Annotated in this window: 21 protein-coding genes; 16 read left to right on the top strand and 5 right to left on the bottom strand. The window is 69.1% G+C overall.

Annotated elements, in window-relative coordinates; genetic code table 11:
- Positions 1-43: 43 nt before the first annotated feature.
- Positions 44-2,632 carry an ATP-dependent chaperone ClpB gene (gene clpB / locus J7346_RS01845; protein ID WP_209117155.1) on the bottom strand — a complete coding sequence of 863 codons (2,589 nt, stop codon included), beginning with the start codon at positions 2,630-2,632 and terminating at the stop codon, positions 44-46.
- A gap of 161 nt (positions 2,633-2,793) precedes the next feature.
- Here clpB and J7346_RS01850 point away from each other — a divergent pair, with 161 nt between their 5' ends.
- Positions 2,794-3,426 (top strand): LysE family translocator, encoded by a 633-nt coding sequence (locus tag J7346_RS01850; protein WP_209117156.1) that lies wholly within the window; start codon positions 2,794-2,796, stop codon positions 3,424-3,426.
- Between the two features lie 4 nt (positions 3,427-3,430).
- Here J7346_RS01850 and J7346_RS01855 read toward each other — a convergent pair whose 3' ends face one another.
- Positions 3,431-4,609, bottom strand: a complete 1,179-nt coding sequence (locus J7346_RS01855) for an NAD(P)/FAD-dependent oxidoreductase (RefSeq protein ID WP_209117158.1) — start codon at positions 4,607-4,609, stop codon at positions 3,431-3,433.
- Between the two features lie 122 nt (positions 4,610-4,731).
- Here J7346_RS01855 and J7346_RS01860 point away from each other — a divergent pair, with 122 nt between their 5' ends.
- From J7346_RS01860 to nadC, 8 genes are all read left to right on the top strand, one after another.
- A complete protein-coding gene (locus tag J7346_RS01860; RefSeq protein ID WP_245157550.1) occupies positions 4,732-6,621 on the top strand; it encodes a BCCT family transporter in 1,890 nt (629 codons plus the stop codon).
- Positions 6,622-6,673: 52 nt separating this feature from the next.
- Entirely contained in the window at positions 6,674-8,287 is a 1,614-nt protein-coding gene (locus J7346_RS01865) for a serine hydrolase (protein ID WP_209117162.1), read from the top strand.
- A 48-nt stretch (positions 8,288-8,335) separates the two neighbouring features.
- A complete protein-coding gene (locus J7346_RS01870; RefSeq protein ID WP_209117164.1) occupies positions 8,336-9,448 on the top strand; it encodes an Ada metal-binding domain-containing protein in 1,113 nt (370 codons plus the stop codon).
- Positions 9,432-9,947 (top strand): methylated-DNA--[protein]-cysteine S-methyltransferase, encoded by a 516-nt coding sequence (locus J7346_RS01875; protein ID WP_209117165.1) that lies wholly within the window; start codon positions 9,432-9,434, stop codon positions 9,945-9,947. The genes J7346_RS01870 and J7346_RS01875 overlap by 17 nt, the downstream gene beginning before the upstream one ends.
- Positions 9,948-10,089: 142 nt before the next feature.
- Positions 10,090-11,169, top strand: coding sequence for a quinolinate synthase NadA (nadA, locus tag J7346_RS01880; protein WP_209117167.1), 1,080 nt, complete (start codon positions 10,090-10,092; stop codon positions 11,167-11,169).
- Between the two features lie 109 nt (positions 11,170-11,278).
- Positions 11,279-12,127: a site-2 protease family protein gene (locus J7346_RS01885; protein WP_209117169.1), complete on the top strand. Its 849-nt coding sequence runs from the start codon at positions 11,279-11,281 to the stop codon at positions 12,125-12,127.
- Entirely contained in the window at positions 12,124-13,668 is a 1,545-nt protein-coding gene (locus J7346_RS01890) for an L-aspartate oxidase (protein WP_209117170.1), read from the top strand. Before J7346_RS01885 ends, J7346_RS01890 begins: the two co-directional genes overlap by 4 nt.
- A gap of 14 nt (positions 13,669-13,682) precedes the next feature.
- A complete protein-coding gene (gene nadC / locus J7346_RS01895; RefSeq protein ID WP_209117172.1) occupies positions 13,683-14,528 on the top strand; it encodes a carboxylating nicotinate-nucleotide diphosphorylase in 846 nt (281 codons plus the stop codon).
- 7 nt (positions 14,529-14,535) lie between these two features.
- On the opposite strand, the gene J7346_RS01900 is transcribed toward nadC, so the two are convergent.
- On the bottom strand, positions 14,536-15,603 hold the full coding sequence (locus J7346_RS01900) for a cell wall hydrolase (RefSeq protein ID WP_209117174.1): 1,068 nt from the start codon (positions 15,601-15,603) through the stop codon (positions 14,536-14,538).
- A 610-nt stretch (positions 15,604-16,213) separates the two neighbouring features.
- Between J7346_RS01900 and J7346_RS01905 the strand changes: the two genes are divergently transcribed.
- Positions 16,214-16,405, top strand: a complete 192-nt coding sequence (locus J7346_RS01905; RefSeq protein WP_209117355.1) for a hypothetical protein — start codon at positions 16,214-16,216, stop codon at positions 16,403-16,405.
- A 187-nt stretch (positions 16,406-16,592) separates the two neighbouring features.
- Positions 16,593-16,973 (top strand): DUF6481 family protein, encoded by a 381-nt coding sequence (locus J7346_RS01910; protein WP_209117176.1) that lies wholly within the window; start codon positions 16,593-16,595, stop codon positions 16,971-16,973.
- 14 nt (positions 16,974-16,987) lie between these two features.
- On the opposite strand, the gene J7346_RS01915 is transcribed toward J7346_RS01910, so the two are convergent.
- Complete coding sequence (locus J7346_RS01915; protein ID WP_209117178.1) at positions 16,988-19,393, bottom strand: PAS domain-containing protein; 2,406 nt, start codon at positions 19,391-19,393, stop codon at positions 16,988-16,990.
- Positions 19,394-19,564: 171 nt separating this feature from the next.
- On the opposite strand from J7346_RS01915, the gene J7346_RS01920 reads away from it, so the two are divergent.
- The 4 genes from J7346_RS01920 (at position 19,565) to J7346_RS01935 (ending at position 23,404) form a co-directional block, all read left to right on the top strand.
- Positions 19,565-20,047: a Dps family protein gene (locus J7346_RS01920; RefSeq protein ID WP_209117180.1), complete on the top strand. Its 483-nt coding sequence runs from the start codon at positions 19,565-19,567 to the stop codon at positions 20,045-20,047.
- Positions 20,048-20,155: 108 nt separating this feature from the next.
- Positions 20,156-21,301 (top strand): cell wall hydrolase, encoded by a 1,146-nt coding sequence (locus tag J7346_RS01925; protein ID WP_209117182.1) that lies wholly within the window; start codon positions 20,156-20,158, stop codon positions 21,299-21,301.
- Between the two features lie 74 nt (positions 21,302-21,375).
- Positions 21,376-22,908: a PAS domain-containing protein gene (locus J7346_RS01930; protein ID WP_209117184.1), complete on the top strand. Its 1,533-nt coding sequence runs from the start codon at positions 21,376-21,378 to the stop codon at positions 22,906-22,908.
- A gap of 76 nt (positions 22,909-22,984) precedes the next feature.
- Positions 22,985-23,404, top strand: a complete 420-nt coding sequence (locus J7346_RS01935; protein ID WP_209117186.1) for a response regulator — start codon at positions 22,985-22,987, stop codon at positions 23,402-23,404.
- Positions 23,405-23,411: 7 nt separating this feature from the next.
- Here J7346_RS01935 and trxB read toward each other — a convergent pair whose 3' ends face one another.
- The gene (gene trxB / locus J7346_RS01940; protein WP_209117188.1) at positions 23,412-24,431 is read right to left on the bottom strand and encodes a thioredoxin-disulfide reductase; all 1,020 of its coding nucleotides are present in this window, start codon (positions 24,429-24,431) and stop codon (positions 23,412-23,414) included.
- Between the two features lie 71 nt (positions 24,432-24,502).
- Here trxB and J7346_RS01945 point away from each other — a divergent pair, with 71 nt between their 5' ends.
- Positions 24,503-24,715, top strand: a complete 213-nt coding sequence (locus J7346_RS01945; RefSeq protein ID WP_209117357.1) for a hypothetical protein — start codon at positions 24,503-24,505, stop codon at positions 24,713-24,715.
- Positions 24,716-24,729 lie beyond the last annotated feature (14 nt).

The raw sequence follows: 24,729 nt of genomic DNA on the forward strand, positions 1-24,729 counted from the left end.
GGCCAAGCGTATATCGTGAGAGCCTTGTGCTCTTCGAATGCCCCTAATGCACCCGCGCCTTGCCGATCTCCAGTCCGTCGGTCCCCGCTGACACACCGATCACCGACCCGTCCTCGATCTCGCCGGCCAGCAGTTTGCGGGCGATCGGGTCGACCAGCTCCTTCTGGATGACGCGTTTCAGGGGGCGGGCGCCGTAGACGGGGTCGTAGCCCTTGTCGGCCAGCCAGGCGGCGGCGGTGTCGTCGAGGGCGAGGGTCAGGCGGCGGTCGGCCAGCAGTTTTTCGAAGCGCTGCAGCTGGATGCGGACGATGCCGCCCATCTGTTCGCGGCCGAGGCGCTGGAACAGGACGATCTCGTCGATGCGGTTCAGGAACTCGGGCCGGAAGTGGGCGCGGACGGCCTCCATGACCACGGGGCGCACGGCCTCCACATCCTGACCCTCGGGCTGGTCGGCGAGCGCGGCCGAGCCGAGGTTGGAGGTGAGGATGATCAGGGTGTTCTTGAAATCGATGGTACGGCCCTGGCTGTCGGTCAGGCGACCGTCGTCCAGCACCTGGAGCAGGACGTTGAAGACGTCGGGGTGGGCTTTCTCCACCTCGTCGAACAGGACGACCTGATAGGGGCGGCGACGGACCGCCTCGGTCAGGGCACCGCCCTCGTCATAGCCGACATAGCCGGGAGGGGCCCCGATCAGGCGGCTGACCGAGTGTTTCTCCATATATTCCGACATGTCGATGCGGGTGATGGCGGCCTCGTCATCGAACAGGAATTCGGCGAGCGCCCTGGTCAGCTCGGTCTTGCCGACGCCGGTGGGCCCGAGGAACAGGAAGGAGCCGAGCGGGCGGTTGGGGTCGTTGAGGCCGGCGCGGGCACGGCGCACCGCATCGGAGACGGCGATGAGGGCGTCTTCCTGACCGACCACGCGGGCGCGAAGGGCGTCTTCCATGGAGAGCAGTTTTTCGCGCTCGCCCTCCAGCATCTTTTCGACGGGCACGCCGGTCCAGCGGCTGACGACGGCGGCGATCTGTTCGGCGTCGACGACCTCGGGGGTCAGCGGGCCGGCCTTGTCCGCCTCATTGGCCTCGGCCTCTTCCAGCTGGCGCTCGATCCCGGGGATCTGGCCATAGGCGATCTCGGAGGCGCGGCCGAGGTCGCCGTTCCGCTGGGCGGTGACCAGTTCGGCGCGCAGGCGGTCCAGCGTCTCGCGCAGCTGGGCGGACTGGCCGACCTTTTCCTTTTCGGCCTTCCAGCGGTTGGTGAGGTCATCGGACTCGGCCTGGAGTCCGTCGATTTCAGACTCCAGTTTCTCCAGCCGCGTGCGGGAGCCGGTGTCGGTTTCCTTCTTGAGCGCCTCGCGCTCGATCTTGAGCTGGACCAGACGGCGGTCGATCTCGTCCAGGGCCTCGGGCTTGGAATCCACGGCCATGCGGACGCGGCTGGCGGCCTCGTCGACCAGGTCGATGGCCTTGTCCGGCAGGAAGCGGTCGGTGATGTAGCGGTTCGACAGGGTGGCGGCCGCGACGATGGCGCTGTCGGAAATGCGCACGCCGTGGTGGACCTCATACTTCTCCTTGAGGCCGCGCAGGATGGAGACGGTGTCCTCGACCGTCGGCTCCTCGACGAAGACGGGCTGGAAGCGGCGGGCGAGGGCCGCGTCCTTCTCCACGTGCTTGCGGTACTCATCCAGCGTCGTGGCTCCGACGCAGTGCAGCTCGCCGCGCGCAAGGGCGGGCTTCAGCAGGTTGGAGGCGTCCATGGCGCCGTCGCCCTTGCCGGCCCCGACCAGGGTGTGCATTTCGTCGATGAAGAGGACGATCTGGCCCTCGGCGGCGCCGACCTCGTTCAGCACGGCCTTGAGGCGTTCCTCGAACTCGCCGCGGTATTTGGCGCCGGCGATCAGGCTGCCCATGTCCAGCGCCAGGACCTTCTTGTCCTTGAGCGATTCCGGCACGTCGCCGTTGACGATGCGGAGCGCCAGACCCTCGACGATGGCGGTCTTGCCGACGCCGGGCTCGCCGATCAGGACGGGGTTATTCTTGGTGCGGCGGGCGAGGACCTGGATGGTGCGACGGATTTCCTCGTCGCGACCAATGACCGGGTCGACCTTGCCGTCGCGGGCGGCCTGGGTCAGGTCGCGGGCGTAGCGTTTCAGGGCGTCATAGGCGTCTTCGGCGCCGGCGCTGTCGGCGGTCTGTCCCTTGCGCAGTTCGGTGATGGCGGCCTCGAGCTTGTCCGGGGTCACGCCGACCGAGCCGAGCACGGTCGCGGCCACGCCGCCGTCCTTGGCGATGGCGCTGAGCAGGCGCTCGGTGGTGACGAACTGGTCGCCCGCCTTTTTGGCGGAGGCCTCGGCCGTGGCGAAGACGCGGGCGGTGTCGCCGTCGAGGTACAGCTGGCCCGAGCCGCCGGAGACCTGGGCACGCTTTGACAGGGCCGTTTCGACGGCGCGCTCGGCCCTGGCGGCATCGCCGCCTGCGGCCGTGATCAGATTGCGGGCGAGGCCGTCGCGCTCCTCGAGCAGCACCTTGAGCAGGTGTTCGGGCGCGAACTGCTGGTGCCGGCGGGCCAGCGCCAGCGACTGGGCGGCCTGGACGGCGGATTTGGCGCGGTCGGAGTAGAGGTCGAGATTCATCTGTGGTCATCCCCTGGATCAGGCAGATCCGGCCCGGTGCCCTTGTAGCAAGCGACACGCCAACCGGCTGGACCGGACATGGGTGTGGCCGATCCGCAACGCAAGAGGAGGATGGCAGACACGCACGGGCAAGCTATGCAGGAGGCCGGAGACCCCCCGCCATGCCCCTGCTGTCCCTGTTCGAGCCGACCGTGATCCTGCCGTTTCTGCTGGCGGTGGCGCTGGTCGAGCTGACGCCCGGGCCGAACATGGGCTGGCTGGCGCTGATCGCGGCCGGACGGGGCCGGACGGCGGCGCTGGCGGCGGTGGCCGGGGTGACGCTGGGGCTGGCGGCGTGGATGCTGGCCGCGGTGGCCGGGGTCAGCGCCTTGGTGATCCAGTGGCCGTGGCTGTTCCAGATCATCCGCTGGGCCGGGGTGCTGTATCTGGTCTGGCTGGCGTGGGAGGCGTGGCGCGGAGCCGGTAGCGGTCCGGCAGACGGGGACGAGGGCTCGCGCCGGACCCTGTTCCTGAAGGGGCTGGTAGCCAATCTGCTCAATCCCAAGGCGGCGGTCTTCTATACCGCCCTGCTGCCGACCTTCATGCGGCCGGGCGCCGGGTCGACGGTGGCGCAGGCGCTGACGCTGGGCGGGCTGCATCTGGCGGTGGCGACCACCATCCACGCGGTGATCGTGGTCACGGCAGCGGGCGCCGGGGGGCCGGTCCTGCGGCGGCTGGAGGGGCGGACCGCGCGGGCGGTGATGGGCGGCGGCATCCTGCTGGTCGCGCTCTGGATGGCCTGGGAAACGCGATAAGGCGTCAGGGACGCGGGTCGAGCAGCAGGCCCGAGACGGTGGTGGCCAGCAGCCGGTCGGTCAGCGGCAGGCGGGCCAGCTTGCCCAGCACATGGTCGCGCACCCACGGCAGCAGCCGGCCGTCGGCCTGATAGAAGGGGGTGAAGCCGAGGCTGAGCGCCTGATAGAGGCGGATGTGCCAGCGGCGGGCGGCGGCATAGGCGGCGAGCGCCTGATCCAGATCCGTATGGACGGCCAGCGCCTGCGACAGGGCAAAGGCATCCAGCAGGCCCATATTCACCCCCTGCCCCAACTGGGGACTGGTCGAATGGGCGGCGTCGCCGATCACCGCCAGCCGGTCGGCGACCGGGCGGGCGAGCGTATGATGGCCGTAGCGGGCGAGGGTCAGCTGGCCCGGGTCGGTCAGGCTTTCGAGCACGGGCGCGACCTCGGGCCAGAGGGTCCGCACCTCGGCCTTCCAGACCTCGAGGCCCGCCGCGCGCCAGTCGTCATATGAGGCCGTCTTGAGGCTCCAGAAGAAGGTGGCGAGCGGCTGGTCCTTGCCGGGCTGGCGACCGACGGGCAGGACGCCGATCATCTTTGCCGCGCCGTGATAGACCTGCTCCAGCGCATGCGGATCGAAGGGTGCGCCCGGCCAGCGGACGGTGGCCCACAGGGCGCCCCAGGACAGCCCGTGCCGGCGGGCGCCGAGCGATGCGGCGATGGCCGAGCGCGCGCCCGAGGCGTCGATGACCAGATCGAAGGCGGGGCCGGTGCGGCCTGCGGTATCGGTCAGGCGGCCGGCCTGCGCGGACACGATCTCCTGCCCCGTCTCGACCGTCACGCCGGCGTCGAGGGCCGCGCGGTGCAGCACGTCGAACAGGGTGGCGCGGTGGACGCCCAGCGCCCGGCGGGGGCGCGACAGGGCCGCATAGCCGACGTCGAGGACGATCCGGCCGCGCCGGGCCTCTCGCCCGAACAGGCGGTCTATGGGCTGGGCCAGAGCCTCGACTTCGCCTGTCAGCCCCATGGCGTCCAGCACCGCCAGACCGGTCGGCTGCAGCATGAAGCCCGCGCCCACAGGGGCCGCCTGATCGAAGCGCTCGTGGACGACAACGCGGTGCCCGGCGCGCGCCAGCAGGGTAGCAGCCGCCAGCCCCGCCGGCCCGGCCCCCACCACGGCGATGTCGAATGTGCGTGTCATCGGCCCCTCCCCGTCCCGCCTTGCCACAAAGACAATGGGCCACAAAGGCGGGGGCCACAAAGACAGGGGGTTGAGGAACCGGATGCCAACGGTCACGCTGGTCCCCCATGCTCAAGTCAAGAATGAACCCGCGCGTCTTCTGGGGCGCCAGCCTGATCATCGGCATATTGCTGGTCGCGGCGCTGATCGCGCCCGGCGCCTCGGACTATGCGTTCAGCCACGCCCAGGCCTGGGTGATCGACACCTTCGGCTGGTTCTATGTGGCCTCGGTGGCGGGGTTCGTGCTGGTGGTTCTGGTGCTGGCCATGGGACCGACGGGCCGGCTGAAGCTGGGGCCAGACGACGCCGAGCCCGACTTTCCCTATCTGTCCTGGCTGGCCATGTTGTTTGCGGCCGGGATGGGCATCGGCCTGATGTATTTCGCCGTGGCCGAGCCGGTGCAGCACTATGCCGCCCCGCCGGACGCCGCGCCCGGGACCTTTGCCGCCGCGCGCGAGGGGATGGTGATCACCTTTATCCACTGGGGGGTGCATGCCTGGGCCATCTATGCGGTCGTGGGGCTGAGTCTGGCCTATTTCGCCCACCGCAAGGGCCTGCCGCTGACGTTGCGGTCGGGACTGCACCCCTTGCTGGGGCGACGGATCAACGGGCCGATCGGCGACGCGGTGGACATCTTTGCCATCTGCGGGACCCTGTTCGGCATCGCCACCTCGCTGGGGCTGGGCGTGGCCCAGATCAACAGCGGCCTGAACTATCTGACCGGACTGCCGTCCAGCCCGTGGGTACAGGTGGGGCTGATCGCCCTGGTCATGGGGGCCGCGACCGTATCGGTGCTGACCGGTCTGGACCGGGGCGTGCGGCGGCTGTCCGAGCTCAATCTGGTGATCGCGGTCGGGCTGATGCTGTTCGTGCTGGTGGCAGGGCCGACCGGGTTTCTGCTGAAGGCGCTGGTGCAGAATTTCGGCCTGTATCTGGACCACTTCTTCGAGCGGACCTTCAACCTCTATGCCTATGAGCCGCGCGGCTGGATGGCCAGCTGGACGCTGTTCTACTGGGCGTGGTGGATCGCCTGGTCGCCGTTCGTCGGCATGTTCATCGCCCGCATCTCGCGCGGGCGGACGGTGCGCGAGTTCGCCGCCGGGGTGCTGCTGGTGCCGACCGGCTTCACCTTTTTGTGGATGACGGTGTTCGGCAATACGGCCATCGCCATCGACATGGGCACGGCGGCGGGCGCGATCACCCAGGCGGTGCAGACGGACCTGTCGACGGCGCTGTTCCGGTTCCTGGAGTATCTGCCGGGCACGGCGATCACCTCGACACTGGCGGTGCTGCTGGTGGCGGTCTTCTTTGTCACCAGTGCGGATTCAGGCTCGCTGGTGATCGACACGATCGCCTCGGGCGGGGCGGACGAGACCCCGCGCTGGCAGAGGGTCTACTGGTGCTCGCTGGAAGGTCTGGCGGCCGCGCTGTTGCTGCTGGCGGGCGGTCTGGGCGCCTTGCAGGCGGCGACCCTGGTGGCGGCCCTGCCGTTTGCGGTGATCATGATCCTGTTGTGTGTGGGGCTATCACGACAGATGTACGCCGACGTTGCGGGGCGCGAGATCGAGACCGAGACGCCGCCCCTGGGTGAACAGGTCAAACGCATCCTGTCGCCGGCGCGCCGCAAGGATATCGACCGCCAGATCGAACGGCACGGCCTGCCGGCCATGGAGGCGGTGGCCGCCGCCCTGACCGCGGAGGGCATGGAGACAGCCGAAGTCGTAACATCCGACACCGGGGCCGATCTGGTCGTGCACCATCCGGGCTGGACCGATTTCCGCTGGTCGCTGATGGCGACGTCGCGCGCCCTGCCCGCCTTTTCCGCACTGAACGCGCCGGAAGGCCGGCGGGCCAGCGAATGGCGGCTGACCGGGCGCGGGCAGGACGGGCGCCGGCATGACCTGACCGGCTTTACCCGCACCCAGATCGAGGCCGCCATCCTGGAGCAGCTGGAGCGGTGGCGCCGGGGCTAGCGAAGGCGGCCGCAGGGGGCTAGCGTTCGGGCGGTTGTCCAAGGAGTGCCCCATGAGCCTGTCCCTGTCGCGCCGGTCGGCGCTGTTTGCCGGTGCGGGGGCTGCGGCCGTGCCGATGAAGGCCTGGGCGCAGGAAGCGGCCCGGGACCATTCGGAGCTGGCGGCGGCGGTCGATGCCTATGTGATCCGCTGTATGGCGGCCTTTCCGGATCAACCGGCGCTGGGGATCGCACTGGTCAAGGACGGCGAGGCGGCGCTGACGCGTGGCTATGGCGTCAAGGCCATGGACCGGCCGGGGCGGGCAGACGAACACACCCTGTTCGCCATTGCGTCGAACACCAAGAATGTCACGGCCGCCGCCCTCGCCATCATGGTCGATGAGGGCAAGGTGAAGTGGGACGAGCCGGTACGGACCTATCTGCCCGGCTTTACCCTGTCGGACCCGTTCATCGGCGAGCGGATCACGGTGCGCGATACACTGAGCCACCGGGCGGGTTTCGGACTGGGGGCCGGGGACCTGCTATTCTGGCCGAACAGTAACCGGACGCGCGCCGAGGTGATGGCGGCCATCCCCCATGTGCCGATCGAGGACCAGTTCCGGGCGCGGTACCATTACTGCAACCTGATGTTCGTGGTGGCGGGCGAGGTGCTGGCTGCGGCCTCGGGCATGGCGTGGGAGGACTTTGTCCAGACGCGCATTCTGGACCGCGTGGGCATGTCCGACACGGCCGTGATGGCGACCCGCGCGGATCCGGGGAAGTCGGCCCTGCCCCACGCGCGGGTCGGACCGCCGCTGCGCTATCAGGGCGAGATGAGCCGCATCGCCGACAGTATCGCCGAGGTGTGGAACTGGGATTCCGCTGCGGCGGCGGGTGGCCTGTGCGCGAGTCCGCATGACTGGGCCAAATGGATCGCGGTGCGACTGGCGGATGGCAAACTGCCCGACGGGTCGCAGCTGTTTTCCGACGCCTCGGCGCGGGAGATGTATCGCCCGAACATCATCAGTTCGTCTTCGCCCGGGCCGACGGCCGAGCTGCCGGGGCGGTCGATCGCCTCGACCTATGCCATGGGCCTCGCGGTACAGGACTATCGCGGCGAGCGGCTGATCAGCCATGGCGGCGGCTCGCCCGGCGGGATTTCGGCGACCGTGCTGCTGCCCGGCCGGAACGCCGGCTTTGCCATCTTCTCGAACGCCGAGGAGAGCTATCTGCTGAGGGCGCTGCGCAGCGGCATCGCCGACATCGTCATGGACAAGACCGGCTTTGACTGGATCGCCGACAGCAAACGCTATGAGGCCCAGTCGACCCAGCGGTCGCTGGCCGCCGCCGTCGAGATCGACGCGAAACAGGCTGCGGGGGCGGCGCCGTCCCTGCCGCTGTCGGCCTATGCCGGGACGTGGCGCGATCCCTGGTACGGGGACATCGTCATCGAGCGGCGGGATGTGCAGCTGTGGCTGCGCTTCACCCATAACCCCGCGCTGCAGGGCCCGCTGGAGCCCTATGACGGCGAGACCTTCCGCACCCGCTTCCCGGACAAGCGCGAGGAGGACGCCTTTGTCACCTTCGAGCTGGAGAACGGCCAGCCGGTGCGGGCGACGGTCAAGGGCGTGAGCCCCGACATCGACTTCAGCTATGACTATCAGGACCTGAGGTTGACCAGGGTCTGAGTCCGAAAACCGCGAGACAGGGGACGGGCGCCGAGGCATGGTCCCGGCATGGAGAGCCCGCCCCCCCTGTCGGCTGAAGCCTGTTACCGCGCCGTCGTCGCACGCGATGCGCGGTTCGACGGCCGCTTCCACACCTGTGTGACGACGACGGGCATCTATTGCCGTCCGGTGTGCCCGGCGCGGACGCCTCTGTTCGCCAATGTGGAGTTTGTCGCGAGCGCCGCGGAGGCCGAGGCCCGGGGCTATCGCCCCTGCCTGCGCTGTCGGCCCGAGACGGCGCCGGACTATTCCGCCTGGCGCGGAGAGGTCGCGACGGGGGGCGCATGGCGGGGGACGGCCAATACCGTCAGCCGGGCGCTGCAGATGATCGATGAAGGCGCGCTGGACGAGGGCGGGCTGGAGCGGCTGTGCGACCGGCTGGGCGTGGGCGAGCGGCACCTGAGGCGGTTGTTCCGGGCGCATCTGGGTGCCTCGCCCGTGGCGGTGGCCCAGACCCGGCGGGTACGGCTGGCCAAGGCCCTGCTGCACCAGACGCGCCTGCCGATGGCCGAGGTGGCCATGGCCTCGGGGTTCGGCAGCGTGCGGCGCTTCAACGAGACCTTTCAGGCACTCTATGACCGGCCGCCATCGGCCCTGCGACGCGGGGCGGGTGAAGAGGCCGGCGCCGGCGTCGAGCTGTCGCTGAGCTGGCGGCCGCCCTATGAGCTCGACGCCCTGATGGCCGCGCTGGGCGCGCGGGGCGATACGGTGGTGGGCGGCGTCTGGTCGCGCGCTCTGGACCGCGAGGACGACGGCACGGAGGGACGGGTCGAGGCGAGAGCAGGCCGGGGAAACACCCTGCGGGTGCGGGTCGAGGCGGACCGGCTTGAGGCCCTGCCCCGGGTGCTGGCGCGGGTGCGACGGGTGTTCGATCTGGGGCATGACCCCGAGGCGCTGATGCGCGATCTGGGCGAGGATCCGGTGTTGGGGCCAACGGTAGCCGCGCGGCCCGGTCTTCGCCTGCCAGGACCGTGGGTGCTGGACGATGGGGCCGTGGCGCCCGCCGACCGATGGCCCGATCCGGACACCGAGGCGCTGGTTGAAAACTGGCGCCCCTGGCGGGCCTATGCGGCGCTGTATCTGACGATGGACGAGGAGACCGATCATGCGAAATGCGCGTGAGCTGTGGCTGGACCGGGTGGAGTCGCCGCTCGGCCCCCTGCTGGTCGTGACGGATGCGAAGGGCGTGGTCCACGCCCTGGACTTTGCCGACTATGAGCCGCGCATGCGCCGGCTGATGCGGCTGCGTCACGGGACCGTGGACCTGTCGGAAGGTGGCGAGACCGGACCGGTCCGGGCGGCGCTCGAGGCCTATTTCGCTGGAGACGCCACGGCGCTGGACCGGCTGCCGATCGAGACGGGCGGCACGGAATTCCAGAGGTCGGTGTGGCTGGCGCTGCGCGCCATTCCGCATGGCCAGACCCGGACCTATGGCCAGCTGGCCGAGGCCATCGGGCGCCCCACCGCCGTCCGGGCCGTCGGGCTGGCGAACGGTGCCAATGCCATCGCCGTGATCGTGCCCTGCCACCGGGTAATCGGGCGTGACGGCACCCTGACCGGCTATGCCGGCGGGCTGGCGCGGAAGCAGTGGCTGCTGGCGCTGGAGCGCGACGGACGCTGACGGATTCACTTGCGTTCGGCGGCCGAAGGACTATGTTCATACCGACTTATGCTAAGATTGAGCATAAGGAGGGCGGCCGGGGCGATCCCGCCGTCCTGTTTCGGGCCTCATATTTGCTCACATTGAGCAAAAGGAGAGAGAGATGGCCGACGGCGCCTTTGGACTGTCCCCGGAAACCGAGCGGGCGACGGCCGCGATCTGGCGCAGGGTGCGCGATCATGTCACGCCGCTGGAATGGCCGGCGCAGGCCGAGCTGATCGTCGAGATCAACCGGCTGAAGGTTGAGCGAAACGCCGTCATCCTGGCCCACAACTATATGACGCCCGACATCTTCCACGGCGTCGGCGACTATGTCGGCGACAGTCTGGGACTGGCCAAGGAAGCCGCCAAGTCCAAGGCGAAGGTGATCGTGCAGGCCGGTGTGCACTTCATGGCCGAGACCTCCAAGATCCTGAGCCCCGACAAGACGGTACTGATCCCCGACCTCAGGGCCGGGTGCTCGCTGGCGGCCTCGATCACCGGGGCGGATGTGCGGCTGATCAAGGCGCGCTATCCGGGCCTGCCGGTCGTCACCTATGTGAACACCACGGCCGATGTGAAGGCCGAGACCGACATCTGCTGCACCAGCGCCAATGCGGTGCAGGTGGTCGAGTGGGCGGCGAAGGAATGGGGCGTCGACCGCGTCATCCTGATCCCCGACGAATTCCTGGCGCGGAACGTCGCGGCGCAGACGAACGTGGGCATCATCGCCTGGAAGGGCCGCTGCGAGGTGCACGAGCGCTTTACCGCCGATGACATCGCCGAGATGCGCGCGGCCTATCCGGGCGCGGAAATCCTGGCCCACCCGGAATGCCCGGAGGAGGTGCTGGCCGCCTCGGACTTTGCCGGCTCGACGGCGGCCATGAGCGACTATGTCACCCAACGGAAGCCCAAGCAGGTGGTGATGATCACCGAGTGCTCGATGGCCTCGAACGTGGCGGCGGACTCTCCGGACACGCGCTTCATCGGCCCGTGCAACCTGTGCCCGCACATGAAACGCATCACGCTGGAGAACATCCGCGACTGTCTGGTGAACATGCAGTTCGAGGTGACGGTGCCCGGGGCGCTGATCGAGCCCGCGCGGCGCGCGGTCCAGCGGATGGTCGACCTGCCCCCGCCCGAAAAGCCCGCGCGCTATGACCTGGTGCGGGCGCGCCACCACGTCGATGTGGAGCTGATCTGATGTACTATGTGGCCCCGACCCGGGTGGTGGCGAAGATCGAGCCGCGTACCCTGAAACTGTTGGCATTGGTCGCATTGTGGCTGGGCGTCACCCGGCCCACATTGAGGCCATGAGCCAGCCCCCCCCCTCCTCCCGTCCGCCCTATGCCGGCCCGTGGGGGTCGCTGCCCGAGCGCCCTGCCGGGCGTACGGAGACACGCCCGACGCCCGCCCCCGAGGACAAGGGCCAGGGCGTGGTGTGGGGGCTTTTGTCGACCCTGCTGCTGGGCGGCTTCATCTGGTACCTGAGCCAGAGCTGGGTGATCGCGGTCGCCGCGATTGTCGGCCTGTTCGTGCACGAGTACGGCCATGTGCTGGCCATGAACCGGCTGGGCATGGGTCCGGCGAAGATCTTCATCATCCCCTTCCTGGGCGGGCTGGCGCGCGGCCAGCGCATGCCGAAGAGCGAGTGGGACGGGGTGTTGGTCTCGCTGGCCGGCCCGGCCTTCGGCCTGCTGGCGGCGATCCCGTTCCTCGGCCTCTATTTCTGGACGGGTCAGGGGATGTGGCTGAACGGCGTGTTCGCCATCGGCCTGATCAATCTGGTCAATCTGGCCCCGGCCCCGCCGCTGGACGGCTCCAAGGCGCTCGGCCCGGTGCTGGCCCGCATCCATCCCATGGTCGAGTATGGCGCCATGATCGCGGTCGGGGCGCTGGTGGTGTGGTGGGGTGTCTCGAACGGCAGCTTCATCTTTGCGGCCTTCCTGGCCATCGCCCTGATCGGCCATCTGAAGCGCGGCCGGTGGCGGCCCGAGGGACGGCAGCTGAGCTGGTCCGAAGCAGCCATGAGCGTCGGCCTGTTCGGGGCCACCACGATCGCCTGTGTGGCGGTGACGACCTCGGCCTTCCTGATCCCCACAGGCGGCGACATCCAGGGTGCCTTTGACATGATCGCGCGCTTTGCGGGCTTCGGTCGATGAAGACCCTGCGGCATGACGGGCCGCTGGTCATCGGCGCCGGACTGGCCGGCCTTTCAGCGGCGCTGGAGGCGGCGCCGGCCAGGGTGATCGTGGCCACGCCCTCCCCCCTGCTGGAAGCCTGCGCCTCGGCCTGGGCACAGGGGGGAATGGCCGCCGCACTCGCAATCGACGACAGCGCGACCCTGCATGCCGAGGACACGGTGGAGGCGGGCGCGGGGCTGGTGGAGGCCGAACGCGCGCGGGCCCTGACCGAGGACGCCCGCGCGACGATCCAGTGGCTGGACCAGCTGGGAGCCCCCTTCGACCGGGGCGCGGACGGCACCTATCACCTCAGCCGCGAGGCCGCGCACTCTCGCGCCCGGGTGGCCCGGGTCGGCGGCGACGGCGCAGGCCGGGCGATCCTGTCGGCGCTGGTGACGGCGGTGCGCGCCAGCGCTCATGTCAGCGTCTGGGACGATGCCCGGCTGACCGGTCTGGTGCAGGACGAGACCGGGCGGATCCGGGGCGCCATCCTGCAGCGCGGCACCCGCAAGGTGCGGGTTCTGGCCCCGGCCGTGATCCTGGCGACCGGCGGGATCGGCGGACTTTATGCCCGCACCACCACACCGGGCGCCCTGCAAGGCGAGGGCATGGCGCTGGCCTGGATGGCCGGGGCCGAGATCCTCGACCCCGAATTCGTGCAGTTCCATCCGACGGCCATCCGCCTGACGGTGGCCGGGCCGGACAGCCCGCTGATTTCGCCGCTGCCCTTGGCAACCGAAGCGCTCAGGGGCGAAGGCGCGCGACTGGTCGACCGGACGGGGGCCTATCTGCTCGGCGATGACGACAGCGCCGACCTCGCCCCCCGGGATCAGGTGGCGCGCGCCGTGTTTGCCGCCGAGATGGACGGACGGGGCGCCTTCCTCAATGCGACCCGGGCGATCGGCGAGGCCTTCCCGACGGACTTCCCGGCCGTCTTCGCCGCCTGCATGCGCATGGGACTGGACCCGCGCCAGGCGCCCATCCCCGTCGTTGCGGCGGCCCACTATCACATGGGAGGCATCGCCGCCGATGCGGACGGGCGGACCACGCTGGCCGGCCTTTATGCCGTCGGCGAGTGCGCGGCGACCGGGGTGCACGGGGCGAACCGGCTGGCCTCCAACTCCCTGCTCGAGGCGGCGGCGTTCGGACGACGGGCCGGACAGGCAGCCCGCCGGGAAACGGCCGGTGACAGCCGCGCCCTGACGCTGCTCGCCGGGGAGCCCCTGCCCGAGGCAGGACTGGACGCGTTACGCGACGTGATGGACCGGTACGTCGGCGTGGTCAGGGACCGGGCCGGACTGTCGACCGCGCTGGACTGCCTGAGCACGCTGGATGGGGCGTATCCCGATGCCCTGCCGCTGGTCGCGGCCCGGCTGGTGGTAGAGGCGGCGCTGGGCCGTGAGGAGAGCCGCGGGGGCCACTATCGCCGCGACTATCCCGACACCCTGACCCCCGCGCGGCACAGCCGGCTGGTCCGGCAGACCGAACAGTCGGCAGCGCCCGTGCTGGCCGCCGAATAGAGGACCCGTCCGGAATGCGCCCTGCCCTGCCCGACATCCTGATCCAGCCGGTCGTGACCGCCGCCCTGGCCGAGGACCTTGGACGGGCGGGAGACGTGACAGCCGCTGCCTGCATTCCCGAGGATGCGCGGCTGAAGGCCGTCTTCGCCGCGCGCGCGGACGGCGTCATGGCCGGCGGCGCCTGTGTGCGGCTGGCCATCACCGCGCTGGACCCGCAGGCGACGATTTCGGTCCGGGTTCCGGAGGGCGAGGCCTTCTCGGCCGGCGACACCCTGATTTCGGTTGAAGGACAGGCCCGGGCCATTCTGGCCGCCGAGCGCACGGCGCTGAACCTGCTGGGACGACTGTGCGGGATCGCCACCCAGACCCGTGCCTATGTGCAGGCCGTCGAGGGGACCGGCGCCCGGATCGCGGATACACGCAAGACCACGCCCGGCCTGCGCGCGCTTGAAAAGCATGCCGTGGCCTGTGGCGGCGGGCTGAACCACCGCTTCGGTCTGGATGACGCCATCCTGATCAAGGACAACCACGTGGCCGTATGCGGCGGGGTGGGAGAGGCCGTGCGCCGGGCCCGGGTCCATGCCGGACACCTGATGAAGGTCGAGGTCGAGGTCGACGGGCTGGATCAGCTGGACGCGGCCCTGGCCGAAGGACCCGATGTGATCATGCTGGACAACTTCAGCCTGACCGACCTCAGCGAGGCGGTGGCGCGCGCCGGCCAGCGCGTGACGCTCGAAGCCTCGGGCGGGGTAACGCTCGAGACCGTGCGCGCGATCGCGGAGACCGGGGTGAACGTCATCTCGGTCGGAGCGCTGACGCACTCCGTGCCCAATCTCGACATCGGGCTGGACGCCGTCTGAGGCCCGATCAGCTCTCGGTCGACACCCCAGTTGCAGCGGCCGGGACACTGTCGCGGGGCGCCGGCGCGGCCGGACGACGCGCGGGGGCCTCGGCCGGAACCGGGACGGCGCCAGCCTGAGCTGCCGGACGGGTCGCCGCCTGCCCTTGCGGACGGGGGGCCGCCGGGGCCGGAGCCGCCGTCTCCGGAGCCGCCTGGGCGCGGACGTCATCCTCGGTGCGGCCTTCCTGGGCCAGCAGCAGGCTATAGGCCACAGCCTGACCGACCTGACGGACGGGTTCGCTCGGGTCCATGCCCGCCTGGATCAGGCGCGGCTCGTCCGAGCCGGTGGACGGTGCGGGATCATAGGCGAAGGCGCGGCTGGAGCCGCTGCGGCCGCCGAAGCGGTAGAAGACGTGATCGCCGACCTGGCTGACGCGGATCAGCGAGGAGCGCCAGCGCGGGCTGACGCCCGTGGTGTGGAAGTGGGTGGCATTGCCGACCGGAGCATAGACCGAGCCGGACAGGGCTTCGCTCGCGACCTGGCGGGCGCGGTTCCAGGCGCCCCGGTTCACACCGCGACGCATGGAGCCGTCGCAGGTGAAGCTGAACTGGCAGCCGGTGCGGCGACCGGCACCCTGGAAGACGACGGCGCAGATGGTCTTGGGGAAGGCCGGGTGACGGGCACGGTTGATCACGACCTGGGCGACCGCCTTCATGCCGTCACGACCTTCGCCGCGCGCTTCGTAGTAGACCGCCTGGGTCAGGCATTCGAGATCGCGACTGGCGTCCAGCGCATTGCCGAGGCGGAAGGGCGAGGCCGCCGGATGCGCCGGGCCGGTCGAGGCGAGGCGCAGGCCGGGCATGCCCGACGGCGCGGCCGGGCGCAGCTGTTCCAGACGGGCGGTCAGCAGTTCAGCCTGACGGTCGCGACGGCTGGGACCGGCGACAGTATAGGGATCGTGGCGACGGGCGATGGCGAGCGCGCTGGCGTCCAGACCGCCGGCCGCGGCCACCATGGCCTCTTCCGTGAAGCCGGCCGACGCGGCGCCGTCCAGGCGCACGGCCTGGGCACGCAGGGTCGTGGCCTTGGCCATTGTACCCCCGAGATAGGCAACACCGATCGTGAGACCGAACAGGCCTCCAACCAGGGCCGCCGCGACACCGGGCGTCACGCGTGAGCGCGCAGAATTGGTGTCGGCAGTCCGGGGCGACAGGGGCGATGACAAAGGCTCAATCCAGGTCCGCAGGGCGCAATGCCGCCCCTTAGGTAGTCTGTCAGTCTGCGGGGATTCAGGCGAAACCACGCACACGACGAGGCCGACGCACCGGCAGTCCGCCGATCGTCGGGGACGCGCCTTTAACATAGGCACTGTGGCGCAAATAGGGTTGATTCGCAAGAATCGAGGGTAGTGCAGCAATTTTGCCCCACCCCCCGCCATGCCAGTAGATGATCCGTGCGGAGACCGAGTTATTCTTGATAGATCAGGCCGCGACAACTGGGCGGCGTGACATAAACTGAGTTGAGAACCCCCTCTTGCGCACACAGTGTGTGCACAGAGGGCCACTCCCAGTATTCCAGCCGACCTGACCAACGGAAAACGCTTCTCGAAATCTGTGAAGCGGAACCGCGAGGGTTACGGCCACGTTTTCCCCGGCGATGATCCCTCCCCGGACGGGTGTCCGTCCCCAAGAAAGGTTTGACCCATGACCCGCAAGACCCTGATGGCCGCCGCCCTGATCACCACCTTTGGCCTGGGCGTGACCGCGTGCGGCAGCACGATCGAACAGAAGGCCGCGACCGGTGCCGTGGCCGGCGCCGTGGTGGCGGGTCCGGTGGGAGCAGCCGTCGGTGGCGCCGCCGGGACCGCCATGGGCCAGGCCGGCAAGGACGACTGAGCCTGCGCCCGGCAAGGAAGACACAGCCGGGCAATACAGCGCCGCTGCATGGCTGTATGACTTGATCCCCCGGCCTTCGAGCCGTAAAGGCCCCCGGTCAGCGTGCCTCAGCCGCTGACCGGGTCTGGCTGCAGAAGCCGGGCCGTCGCCTATTCGCTGACCGAACACTCCAGCTGACCGAGACTTGATGAGAGATCTGAAGCAGACCGGCTTTGCCGATCGCCTGGCCACACAGGCCGAAGCCAAAAAGGCCCTTCTGGCCCGGTTCAAGCCCAAGCCGTCGATCCCCGATCCCGACTTCGACAAGCGCGCGGAACGTGCTGCTGCCGAGAAGGAAGCGGCCCGGCTGGAAAAGCTGCGCCTGAAGGAAGAGAAGGACGCAGAGAAGCGCGCCGCCCAGGAAGCCGCCCGCCGCGAGGCCGAGGCCAAGAAGGCCGCCGCCGAACAGGCCAAGTTCCAGACCGCCGAGCAGATCGCGGAAGAGCGCCGCAATGAGCGCCGCGAACGCAAGGCCGCGATCAAGGCCGAGCAACGCGCCCGTCGCGCCGAAAAGAAGATGCGCCGCTGATCGTCTGACCGCAGTCAGACCTTGAGCACCGCCTTCAGGGCATCGGCGGCAAACGGCTTGCGGATCAGCGCCCAGGGCGCGTCGCGCAGGGCCTCGTCGACATCGTCGCCCGCATAGCCGGTGGCCAGCACGATCCGCATGGCGGGATAGAGGTCCGCCGCCCGTCGCGCGAGATCCAGTCCGGACATGCCACCCGGCATGACGATGTCCGTCAGAAGCAGATCAAACGCGCCGCTCTTGAGTCGCTTGAGGGCCGAAGCGCCGTCAGCGGCCGTGGTGACCTTGAGGCCAAGGGTCTCAAGGATCGCCACCGCAATCGCCTGGACCTCGGGATCATCCTCGACCAGCAGGACCGAGCGGCGCTCCACCGGGTCTTCGCCCCCTGTCGCGGCGGCCACCGGCTGGCCGGCGTCCTCGGCCGTGGCGACCGGCAGATACATTTCCATCCGGGTTCCGGTGCCGTCCGCCGACGTGACGTGGATGGCGCCCCCGCTCTGCTTGAGGAAACCATAGACCTGGGACAGGCCCAGGCCGGTGCCCTTGCCGACGGCCTTGGTGGTGTAGAAGGGCTCGAAGATCCGGTCGCGCAGATCGTCGGGAATGCCGGGGCCGTCGTCCACCACGCTGATGCGCACATAGTCGCCGGGCTCAAGGTCAGCGACTTCGCCGGCCCGCACCTTCATCTGGCGGGTCTCGACCTCGACCTTGCCCGTGCCGCCCACGGCATCGCGCGCATTGACCAGCAGATTCAGCAGGGCAGCCTCGAACTGGGCGGTATCGACCCGGATGCGGGCGCCGCCGCGGCGAAGCTTCGAGCTGTAGGTCATGCCGCCGCCCAGCGCCCCCCGGATCAGGGGTTCGCCCTCGCGGATCAGGGCGTTCACATCGACGGTTTCCGGCCGGAGCGCCTGGCGCCGCGAGAAGGCCAGCAGCTGGTGGGTCAGCCGCTCGCCACGTCGGGCCGCGCTGAGGGCCGCCTCGGTCAGCTTTAGGCGCCGGGCCTCGTCCACCTTGTTGTTCAGCAGCATGTCGAGGCCGCCGATGACGACCGTCAGCAGGTTGTTGAAGTCATGGGCCACGCCCCCGGTCAGCCGTCCGACCGCCTCCATCCGCTGGGCATGCATGAGGTCGGCCTCGGCTTGGGCCTTGCCCATCAGGGCCTTGCCGACCCGCTCCTCGAGCAGCTCATTGATGCGCTTGAGGTCGACCTCGGCCTGTTTGGCGTCGGTGACGTCGAAGGCCACCCCGACAAAGCCCTGGACCTTGCCCTGGGCGTCGAGGCGTGGCCGGGAGAAGGACCGGAGCCAGCGCCATTCCCCGTCCGCGCGACGGTATCGCGCCTCGAGGCTGAAGGGCTGGCCGGTGGCCTCTCCGGCGATCGACTCGGCGACGACGCGGTCATGATCGTCCGGGTGAATGAACGCGCGCCAGTCGGTCTGGAGGGTGGTCGCATGATCCGCGCCCATGAAACGGCGATAGGCTTCGTTGACGAACTCGCGGGTGCGGTCAGCCGCCGTCACCCAGATCAGGACGGGCGCGTCATTGGCCATGTCGCGGAAGCGCCCCTCGCTTTCGCGGAGCGCACTTTCCACCTGCCGGACCTCGGACAGATCGATATTGGCGCCGACCATGCCGAGAAAGACCCCTTGGGCATCGAACCGCGGACGGGCGTGGGTCTCCAGGATGCGCCAATCCCCGTCGGCTCGCAGATACCGGGCTTCGATCTGCAGGGGGGTGCGGGATTTCAGCGCCGCCAGGCTGGCGTTCCAGACCCGCTCGCGATCCTCCGGATGAATGGCTTCGAGCCAGGGCGTCGGGTCGCCGAGGTCGGTCGGTCGGTCGCCCCAGAAGCGGCGATACTCGGCATTCAGATAGACCCGACCCTCGACATCGGCGGTCCAGAGCATGACGGGCGCGACATCGGCGATGTCCCGGAAGCGCGCCTCATATTCGTCGACGCGAACCGCGGCGGCACGCAGGTCCGCGACCGTCTCGTCCAGACGCCGCATGGCGCGTCTGAGGGCGGAAGCGACCCAGGTGACGAACAGGCCGACCAGGATGAAATTCGCGGTGGCCACGCGGCCGAGGTTGCTGGTGATACCGACTCCCGCCGTGTCGGGCCCGGCCACCCACCAGCCCCCCAGCAGGCAGACGATCACCGCCACGCCGCCGGCAATCCGGCCTCCCGCCAGCGCGGCCAGCACCACCGCCGGCAGAAGGATCATGAAGCCCGTGACGCCCTCGTAGAAGGTCGACAGGGCCAAGCGTACGGCGAGGCCCGCCGCGGCGGCCAGCAGGCCGATGACGATGGACTGGACGATGCCGGGCGGTGGCGTGCGGGCCAGACGGGCCAGCATGGCGTCGGCACTGAGGCGGGCGCGGCCGGGGTCGGTCGAGTCCTGGTCCCCGCTGCGATTCATGCGTCTGGCCCCCGCCGCATCACCCGAATTTCACTGAGGTTTGAACGCAAGCGTGGCTGTCGCGTTCCGGAGCGCACAGGGCGGACCGCGAGCGACTGTAGATGGTTGTTCCATGCCGTGTCCGTGCCCATCTGCAATCCCTGATCCGCATCCGCAACCCGAGGAGTTGTCATGACCACCGCGACCATCCAGACCGGCCTGAAGAAGGCGGACCGCAGCCAGGTGTCCGAAGCCCTGACCAAGGTGCTGGCCGACAGCTTCGCTGTCTATCTGAAAACCCACGGCTATCACTGGAATGTGCGGGGCCCGGAGTTTTTCACCCTGCACAACCTTCTGGAGCAACAGTACACGGAAATCTGGGGCGCGCTCGACGATATCGCCGAACGGATCCGCGCGCTCGGCATCCTGGCGCCGCAGGGCTATGCCACCTTCGGCAATCTGACGGCCATCAAGGACGGCGATCCCGAGCAGGAGGCCGAGGCCATGCTCAAGGAGCTGATGCGCGACCACGAGACGCTGATCGCGACGACGCGGGATACCCTGTCGCTGGCCGACGAGGCCGGTGACGAGGCGACGGCCGACCTGATGACCCAGCGTCTGGCGGCCCACGAGAAATTCGCCTGGATGCTGCGCTCTACCCTGGGCGGTCGCTGACCTGGTCGGAGGCAGGCGGTCGCCCGACCGCCTGCCCGCGCCTGAAAAAGGCCCGACTGGCGGGATATCGTCGTGCTCCAGAGCGATGAAAGCCCTATATTTCCTGTGATGAAACAGCTTGCGACACTGCTGGCGTGGGTGAAGGCCCGGTTCCCGGACGGCCGTCTGTCGGGGCTGAGCCTTGTCGCCCTCATGGCCCTGTCCGGGGTCGCGATGACGGCCAGCTCTGCGGCCCGGCCCGAGCAGGATGACACCGGGCGCGCCGTCCTGAGCGCCAGCGGCGGCGATCCGGGCCCTGACGATCTCGATGCCCTGGCCGCAAGAACCACCCCTGAGCAGCTGGGGCTTGCCGCTACGCCGACGCTGGTCGTGGGCGAGACCGGGCTGGAGGCTCAGCGTCTGAACGCGGCCCGCCCGGTCGCCGCCGGGCTGCTGCGGCCCGCGCGCCCCTTCAGCCTCGGCCGGATCGCCACGGCCGATCGCAACCGTGCCCTGCGGTGCCTGACGCAAGCCGTCTATTACGAAGCGGCTCTGGAGCCGCGCGCCGGTCAGGAAGCCGTCGCCCAGGTCGTGCTGAACCGGGTTCGCGACCCGAACTTCCCCAATACGGTCTGCGGTGTGGTGTTCGAGGGGGCGGAGCGGGTGACGGGCTGCCAGTTCAGCTTCACCTGCGACGGCGCACTGGGCCAGGCCCCGGTCGGCTGGGCCTGGAAGCGGGCCGAGGACGTCGCCCGTCGGGCGCTGGACGGCCATGTCTCCGAGCGCGTGGGCACCGCCACCCACTATCACGCCGACTATGTCTTCCCCTGGTGGGCGCCCAGTCTGGGCAAGATCGACCAGATCGGGGCGCACATCTTCTATCGCTGGAAGGGCTATCCCGGCGAGACGGCGGCCTTTTCCCAGTCCTACGCGGGGCGCGAGCCGGTGATCGACGAGGCGCGCTTCTCGCAGCCGCGCGTGCTGATGGCCGATGCCGTGGCGGAGGAAGACCTGACCGCACCCGACGGGACGGTGGTGGGCGCGCCGCCGCGTACGGTCGAGATCAACGGCCAGACCCGTGTGGTCGGCGCGGCCAGTCTGGGCGGCCGGCGTCAGCCGACGCCCGAAGAGATCGCCGAGATCAATCGCAATCTGGCGGATTTCGAGGAACAGGACCCTGCGCCCACGCGTGTCGCCCCGACGCCCGTGCCCGGCGTGGTCGGGTTGGAAGTCGAGGAAGTGGGCCGCCCTTCACGCCAGGCGGCAGGCCGATAGTTCCTTATTGAAACCCGCGGGCCGCCCCTGCATTGATAGGGTCTTGTGGCACTTCTGCCTTTTCCGGAACCGGGATGTCCGACACCACCTCTGCCCCCTCGGGCTGGACCGAAGCCGAACGTCTGGCCGCCCTGCGCGACTACGACATTCTGGACACGGAGCCGGAGCGCGCCTTCGACGATATCGTCGATCTGATCGCCACCCTGTTCGACGCCCCGATCGCCGTGGTCAATCTGATTGACGAGGGGCGGCAGTGGTTCAAGGCCGAGAAGGGCCTGGGCGTGCGCGAGACGCCGCTGGAGACCAGCTTCTGCGCCCATGCCATCCTCGAGGCTGACCGTATGGTCGTGCCGGACGCCACCCAGGACCCCCGCTTCACCTGCAATCCTCTGGTGACCGATACACCCGGCCTGCGCTTCTATGCCGGTCAGCTGCTGAAGTCGGCGGAGGGCCTGCCACTCGGCACCCTGTGCGTTCTGGACACCAAGGCCCGGCCGGAAGGCCCAACCGAGGTCCAGTTGAAGGCGCTCGAGGTGCTGGCGGATCAGGTCATGACCCAGCTGAACCTGCGCCGCGCGCTCAAGCACCAGCAGAGGTCGGAAGCCGAGTTTCGCGCCATCGCCGACTCCATGCCGCAGATGGTGTGGTCGACCCTGCCGGACGGCCACCACGACTATTACAATGCGCGCTGGTACGAGTTCACGGGCGTGCCGGCGGGCTCGACCGACGGCGAAGGCTGGAACGACATGTTCCACCCCGAAGACCAGGAGCGGGCGTGGGAGCGGTGGCGTCATTCGCTGGCGACCGGCGACCCCTATGAGATTGAATACCGCCTGCGTCGCCACGACGGGGTCTATTGCTGGACGCTGGGCCGGGCCATGCCGGTGCGGGACACCGAGGGCCGGATCGTGCGCTGGTTCGGGACCTGCACCGATATCGACGATCTCAAGCGCATGGATCAGGCCAAGGAGCTGCTGAGCCAGGAGCTGAGCCACCGGATCAAGAACATCTTTGCCGTGGTGTCGGCGCTGGTGGCCCTGTCGGCGCGCCAGCATCCCGAGGCGCGGCCCTTCGCCCAGTCGCTGCGTACCCGCATCAATGCGCTGGCGCGGGCCCACGAGTTCGTGCGGCCCCACAGCGACGTCTCGCGCCCCACCATGGGCGACATGACGCTGCACGGTTTCCTCGCCGCGCTGTTCACGCCTTACACCGACGAACAGGGCCAGCCCCGGGTGCGGATCACCGGCGATGACGCCGCCTTTGACGACCAGGCTGCCACCTCGGTCGCCCTGCTGTTCCACGAACTGGCCACCAATGCCGCCAAATACGGCGCGCTATCGGTCGAGGGGGGCTATGTGGAGGTCGAGACGGACCACAGCCAGGAGGGCCAGTATCGGCTGGCCTGGCGGGAGCGTCAGGGACCCGCCATAAACGGTGTGCCGCAGAAGTCCGGGTTTGGGTCATCGCTCGCGACCCTGTCAGTCGAGGGGCAGCTGGCGGGCAAATTGACGCGGAACTGGAACCCCGACGGGCTGGAAGTATTGGTGGAGCTGCCCGCGACCGCCCTGTCGCGCCGTAACGCCGCACGCGTGGTTACAAAGGCGTAACCACGCAACCGGCATATCCCTTGCACGTTCGTTTTGAAGACTCTCCCGTTCACAGTTTTTGACACTCCTGCCTGCCATGCCCGCCCGTATCCTCATCGTTGAAGACGAAGCCCTCGTGGCCATGGAACTTCGCTTCGTGCTGGAGGACCTGGGCCACGAAGTCGTGGGTACGGCCGCAGACTCGCAAATGGCCCTGAACCTCGCCAAGGAAACGGACGTCGATCTGGCGCTCGTGGACATTCACCTGTCGGACGGCCCCACGGGCGTGTCGATCGGCCGCGAGCTGGCGACCGATCACAAGGTTGCGGTGCTGTTCATGACGGCCAACCCGGGCATGGTGCGCGACGGCGTCGCCGGCACTATCGGTGTGCTGTCAAAGCCTACCGACGAGCATATCGTGCAGAATGCCGTGTCCTATGCGCTCGGCGTGAGGGCTGGGGCCCCGACAAATATGGCGCCGCCCCAGCTTCAGCTGTTCAACCAGGCCGGCGCCTAGGTCAGGCCTACCAGGCGCCGATCTTTTCTGCTTCCGCGTGCGAGATGGGATTGCCCGCCCGGGCATGGTCAACCTCGGCCAGGTAGCGGGCAGCCTCAAGCGCGGCCATACAGCCCATTCCGGCGGCCGTTACGGCCTGACGATAGACGTCGTCGGTGACATCCCCCGCCGCATAGACCCCCTCGATCGAGGTCGAGGTCGTGCCCGGCTTGACCACCAGATAGCCGCCGGACTTGGTCTCAAGCTGGCCGGCGAACACCTCGGACGACGGGGCGTGACCGATGGCGATGAACACGCCGTCGGCTGGAATTTCGCGCGTCCCGGTGCCCTCGGTCTCGCGAAGGCGCACCCCGGTGACATTCGAGGCCATGCCGTCCGTCTGGCCGAGGATTTCGTCGACCACGTGGTTCCAGACCACCTCGATCTTCGGATGGGCGAACAGGCGTTCCTGCAGGATCTTCTCGGCGCGGAACTCATCGCGGCGATGGACGACGGTGACCTTGGACGCAAAGTTCGTCAGGAACAGCGCTTCCTCGACGGCGGTGTTGCCGCCCCCGACCACCACGACTTCCTTGCCCCGGTAGAAGAAGCCGTCGCAGGTGGCACAGGCGGACACGCCGAACCCCTGGTATTTCGCCTCGCTCTCGAGGCCCAGCCACTTGGCCTGGGCCCCGGTCGAGATGATCACCGTCTCGGCCAGCAGTTCGGTGCCGGAATCGAGCGTCAGCCGGAACGGGCGTTGCGACAGGTCGGCCCTGGTGACGATGTCGTGGATGACCTCGGTGCCGACGTGCTCGGCCTGGGCCTGCATCTGCTCCATCAGCCAGGGCCCCTGGATGACCTCGGCAAACCCCGGATAGTTCTCGACATCGGTGGTGATGGTCAGCTGACCGCCGGGCTGGATGCCGGCGATCACCACAGGCTCAAGCGAGGCGCGGGCGGCATAGATGGCGGCGGTCCAGCCGGCGGGGCCGGACCCGATAATGGCGACGCGAACGGTGCGGGGGGCGGAAGAGGAGCTGCTCATGGCGCCTATTTAGGGGCTGATTCCCGATCGTGCGATGGCTAGTCTGTCCGGGAACGCCGAAGGAGTTGGGGATGAGTGAGAACAAGAACGCGGCCTTCCTGCCCATGGGCATCGGAGTCGGGATCGCCATCGGGGTCGCCATCGGCGTTGCCCTGGACAATCTCGGCCTGGGGATCGCGCTGGGCGTGGCCATCGGGGCCGGCATCGGCGCCAGCGGCGCGGCGGCGGGCCGAAAGAAAACCGACAAGGACGATACACCGGACAAGGACACCAAAGGCGATTGACGCCGGAGCCGGAC

This window comes from Brevundimonas sp. A19_0 (assembly GCF_017744255.1).
Classification (GTDB): domain Bacteria; phylum Pseudomonadota; class Alphaproteobacteria; order Caulobacterales; family Caulobacteraceae; genus Brevundimonas.

Excerpts from the sequence above, each read along its gene's own strand:
- clpB (WP_209117155.1), bottom strand. The coding sequence starts at position 2,632 with ATGAATCTCGACCTCTACTCCGACCGCGCCAAATCCGCCGTCCAGGCC.
- J7346_RS01850 (WP_209117156.1), top strand. The coding sequence starts at position 2,794 with ATGCCCCTGCTGTCCCTGTTCGAGCCGACCGTGATCCTGCCGTTTCTG.
- J7346_RS01855 (WP_209117158.1), bottom strand. The coding sequence starts at position 4,609 with ATGACACGCACATTCGACATCGCCGTGGTGGGGGCCGGGCCGGCGGGG.
- J7346_RS01860 (WP_245157550.1), top strand. The coding sequence starts at position 4,732 with ATGAACCCGCGCGTCTTCTGGGGCGCCAGCCTGATCATCGGCATATTG.
- J7346_RS01865 (WP_209117162.1), top strand. The coding sequence starts at position 6,674 with ATGAGCCTGTCCCTGTCGCGCCGGTCGGCGCTGTTTGCCGGTGCGGGG.
- J7346_RS01870 (WP_209117164.1), top strand. The coding sequence starts at position 8,336 with ATGGAGAGCCCGCCCCCCCTGTCGGCTGAAGCCTGTTACCGCGCCGTC.
- J7346_RS01875 (WP_209117165.1), top strand. The coding sequence starts at position 9,432 with ATGCGAAATGCGCGTGAGCTGTGGCTGGACCGGGTGGAGTCGCCGCTC.
- nadA (WP_209117167.1), top strand. The coding sequence starts at position 10,090 with ATGGCCGACGGCGCCTTTGGACTGTCCCCGGAAACCGAGCGGGCGACG.
- J7346_RS01885 (WP_209117169.1), top strand. The coding sequence starts at position 11,279 with ATGAGCCAGCCCCCCCCCTCCTCCCGTCCGCCCTATGCCGGCCCGTGG.
- J7346_RS01890 (WP_209117170.1), top strand. The coding sequence starts at position 12,124 with ATGAAGACCCTGCGGCATGACGGGCCGCTGGTCATCGGCGCCGGACTG.
- nadC (WP_209117172.1), top strand. The coding sequence starts at position 13,683 with ATGCGCCCTGCCCTGCCCGACATCCTGATCCAGCCGGTCGTGACCGCC.
- J7346_RS01900 (WP_209117174.1), bottom strand. The coding sequence starts at position 15,603 with ATGGCCAAGGCCACGACCCTGCGTGCCCAGGCCGTGCGCCTGGACGGC.
- J7346_RS01905 (WP_209117355.1), top strand. The coding sequence starts at position 16,214 with ATGACCCGCAAGACCCTGATGGCCGCCGCCCTGATCACCACCTTTGGC.
- J7346_RS01910 (WP_209117176.1), top strand. The coding sequence starts at position 16,593 with ATGAGAGATCTGAAGCAGACCGGCTTTGCCGATCGCCTGGCCACACAG.
- J7346_RS01915 (WP_209117178.1), bottom strand. The coding sequence starts at position 19,393 with ATGAATCGCAGCGGGGACCAGGACTCGACCGACCCCGGCCGCGCCCGC.
- J7346_RS01920 (WP_209117180.1), top strand. The coding sequence starts at position 19,565 with ATGACCACCGCGACCATCCAGACCGGCCTGAAGAAGGCGGACCGCAGC.
- J7346_RS01925 (WP_209117182.1), top strand. The coding sequence starts at position 20,156 with ATGAAACAGCTTGCGACACTGCTGGCGTGGGTGAAGGCCCGGTTCCCG.
- J7346_RS01930 (WP_209117184.1), top strand. The coding sequence starts at position 21,376 with ATGTCCGACACCACCTCTGCCCCCTCGGGCTGGACCGAAGCCGAACGT.
- J7346_RS01935 (WP_209117186.1), top strand. The coding sequence starts at position 22,985 with ATGCCCGCCCGTATCCTCATCGTTGAAGACGAAGCCCTCGTGGCCATG.
- trxB (WP_209117188.1), bottom strand. The coding sequence starts at position 24,431 with ATGAGCAGCTCCTCTTCCGCCCCCCGCACCGTTCGCGTCGCCATTATC.
- J7346_RS01945 (WP_209117357.1), top strand. The coding sequence starts at position 24,503 with ATGAGTGAGAACAAGAACGCGGCCTTCCTGCCCATGGGCATCGGAGTC.